This window comes from Mesorhizobium jarvisii (assembly GCF_003601985.1).
Classification (GTDB): Bacteria; Pseudomonadota; Alphaproteobacteria; order Rhizobiales; family Rhizobiaceae; genus Mesorhizobium; species Mesorhizobium jarvisii.
On record NZ_QZXA01000027.1, the window covers coordinates 1 to 1,780 of the forward strand.

The following is a 1,780-nucleotide window of genomic DNA, read 5'->3' on the forward strand; positions in this document are numbered from 1 at the left end:
CGTTACGCGTGTAGATCCTGGTGCCGTCCTCATCGATGATCAGTTGCGAGCGGTAGCCGTCGAACTTCACCTCGTGAATCCAGCCGTCGCCTTCTGGAGGCTGCTCGACAAGGGTCGGCATCAAGGGCGAGACGAACTTCAAACGCATGCACGGAACTCACACAAGCCGGCAGCTAAATAAGCTTTTGCTAAAATAGTTCCGGAACTTTGGCGGGCAATCGAGCCGTGAGGAACCTCTACTGGTCGATGAAGTTGGGGTTAGAACACGGCGGTGAAGTCCATGACCACCAAGTACCATATCGACGAAATGCAGGGCGATGAGTTGCTGGCCCTACACATCGCCCACGGAACCAGTGCATTGGAGGCCATGAACAAGGTCACGGCAGGGCCGTTCGTGATCCGAACCGTGCAGGCTCATTGGTTCCGCGTGGTGGATCAGGGCCGGAGGGAAGTTTTCAAGTTCGCGGTAGAACGATATTAATTTAGCTTCCGCTAATCCTTGACGCAGTCGTATGCCGCGCCAGAATCAGTGCATGGCAATAAAGGTCGGCGACGAAGTAGCGATAATGGCGACGGTGCTGAATCGCGTCACGGAAGACCGCGTCAGCGTTTCGATCCCGAGCTACAATTTCCCCCATTCGATAATCGATCCGGCCACCAAGCTGGTGAAGGGTCAGCAGATCGAGCTAACCGGCCACGTTACGCGAATTGACGGTGACAAGGTCACGGTCACGTTGGGGACGATGGTTACGGTCGATCTGGACAAGCTGCGTCTGGTCCAGAGCTACGTCCCGCCCAAGCGGAAAAAAGCGCTGATCGATGAACCGGGTTGACGCGCTATGACCAAGCTTTCAGACCTTGGCCCGCCTATTCACGGCAAGCGACATGGCGCCGGGCCAGCACGAGAAGAAGACCATTTCTATTCCTGTCCCTACTGCGGACAGTTGGTCGATCAGCGCGATCTACGCCAGGTCCTCTACCATGAAGAACCTGGGCATAAACCGCTGGATCCCGAAGACGGCGCGACAATCATTATGTTCCCGGGCGTCCGAAGATAGCGACCTGGTGGGGGCTGGAAATCAACAGATCTGCCACAAGCTCCAAACCGACGGCAACCAAAAACCAGAACCATGACGGCGACGAGCAGTGGCACGCACGCATTTGCGTACCGCTGTGAGGCTAAGGTCCGGCGAGCCCCCCGACTGAAGTCCTGCCCCCGCAACCGAAGCATTGCAATCACGTTACGACCGCACCCCGAGCACCTCGCTCATGGAGGGGGCCGGATCAGACTTAGAGGTGACGTCTTGAGATTCTTAGAAGCGAGGCAGACGGTGACCGTTGTCGAGAGCCCGCCAGTCCACGACGTCGCAAATCAAGCAGCCAATGATAACAATACCCCTGCGCCCGATATCTCGTCAGCGCTCGACCTCATCCTTTCAACGGAGGACGACAACATTGAGGACCGTGTCAGACGAACGGAGAGACTTGGCATCGTCGTCGTCGTTATCATGGCAATCGGCCTTGCCTTCGCGCCGGCTCTGTTTGTTGCATTAACCCTCGGAATATAGCGCAGACTAGAACCGAAGGATTACTCTTCCCCCGCCGCGCAGCAAGCGCCAGATATCGCCCCAATAAGCCGTAGCGAGCGACGCCAGAGTCGCCGCCGCCATACAGGTGACACCGAGGGCGCCAAGCCCCATCAGCTTCCACCGTGTCACCTCAGCGGCCACTTACTCGATGCTCGTCGTTATCGGCGGAGGACGCGACGGCCTTCAAACGC

General features: G+C 57.5%; 5 protein-coding genes and 1 pseudogene. 4 read left to right on the forward strand and 2 right to left on the reverse strand.

Annotated elements, in window-relative coordinates; genetic code table 11:
* Positions 1-148 (reverse strand): annotated as a pseudogene (locus D3242_RS34225) (ATP-dependent DNA ligase); the annotation flags it as partial.
* Between the two features lie 132 nt (positions 149-280).
* Between D3242_RS34225 and D3242_RS33110 the strand changes: the two are divergent.
* From D3242_RS33110 to D3242_RS33125, 4 genes are all read left to right on the forward strand, one after another.
* Positions 281-481, forward strand: coding sequence for a hypothetical protein (locus D3242_RS33110; protein ID WP_019863657.1), 201 nt, complete (start codon positions 281-283; stop codon positions 479-481).
* Positions 482-533: 52 nt separating this feature from the next.
* Positions 534-833 carry a hypothetical protein gene (locus D3242_RS33115; RefSeq protein WP_064982138.1) on the forward strand — a complete coding sequence of 100 codons (300 nt, stop codon included), beginning with the start codon at positions 534-536 and terminating at the stop codon, positions 831-833.
* A gap of 52 nt (positions 834-885) precedes the next feature.
* The gene (locus D3242_RS33120; protein WP_064982112.1) at positions 886-1,134 is read left to right on the forward strand and encodes a hypothetical protein; all 249 of its coding nucleotides are present in this window, start codon (positions 886-888) and stop codon (positions 1,132-1,134) included.
* Between the two features lie 197 nt (positions 1,135-1,331).
* On the forward strand, positions 1,332-1,568 hold the full coding sequence (locus D3242_RS33125; RefSeq protein ID WP_019863654.1) for a hypothetical protein: 237 nt from the start codon (positions 1,332-1,334) through the stop codon (positions 1,566-1,568).
* Between the two features lie 6 nt (positions 1,569-1,574).
* On the opposite strand, the gene D3242_RS34435 is transcribed toward D3242_RS33125, so the two are convergent.
* The gene (locus D3242_RS34435) at positions 1,575-1,730 is read right to left on the reverse strand and encodes a DUF1515 family protein (protein WP_342634150.1); all 156 of its coding nucleotides are present in this window, start codon (positions 1,728-1,730) and stop codon (positions 1,575-1,577) included.
* Positions 1,731-1,780 lie beyond the last annotated feature (50 nt).